The 809-nt window shown below is 59.2% G+C and carries 1 protein-coding gene; it reads left to right on the forward strand.

The features are described from left to right. The coding region (locus KOSB73_RS30330; protein WP_165775042.1) for a carbohydrate porin at positions 1-809 on the forward strand (809 nt) is incomplete at both ends.

The raw sequence follows: 809 nt of genomic DNA on the forward strand, positions 1-809 counted from the left end.
AACCCGCAGACCACCGCCGCCTCGCCGGATATGGCGATCCCCTTCGGCCTCAAGTTCAGCGGCTACGCCCGCTACGGCGCGCAGTTCCAGACCGGCGATCAGAAGTTTGTCGGCGTGGATGGCTCCTATAACGGCGCCTCGGCGATCGGTCGTTTAGGCAACGAAGGCAACGGCGGCGAATTCCAGATAACCAAAGCCTTCAAGAGCAGTAAAGGCGCTATCTGGGATATCAACGTCATGTTTGACCACTGGAGCGATGAAGTTAACCTGAAAAAAGCCTACGTCGGCGTCACCAACGTGCTGGAATCTAACCCCAACGCTTATATCTGGGCCGGCCGCGACTTCCATCAGCGTCCGCAGCAGGGGATCAACGACTACTTCTGGATGAACCACGATGGCCAGGGCGCCGGGGTGAAAAACTTTGATATCGGCGGCGTGCAGTTTGACGTGGCGGGGGTGTCGCAGGTGGAGTCCTGTAGCCCGGAAGTGATGGCCGATGAGGCCAACCCGTCGCGCATCACCTGTACCGGCGGCTCCGGTACCGGCGATAACGGCCACTACGCCCTGACCACCAAAACCCACAACATCAAGGCCGGGCCGATCGACGTTGAGGTATACGCCAACTACGGCTTCGATTCGAAAGCGGTGGACAGCGACGAGCGTCTCGACGCCTGGCAGGGCGGGCTGGTGCTGAGCCACACCAACGACAGCGGCGTCAATAAAGTGATCCTGCGCTACTCCGATAACTCGGATAACAGCGTCTACAACAAAACCGATGACCTGACCGCTATCTACGCCAGCTTTGAAGG

It is taken from the genome of Klebsiella grimontii (assembly GCF_900200035.1).
Taxonomy (GTDB): Bacteria; Pseudomonadota; Gammaproteobacteria; order Enterobacterales; family Enterobacteriaceae; genus Klebsiella; species Klebsiella grimontii.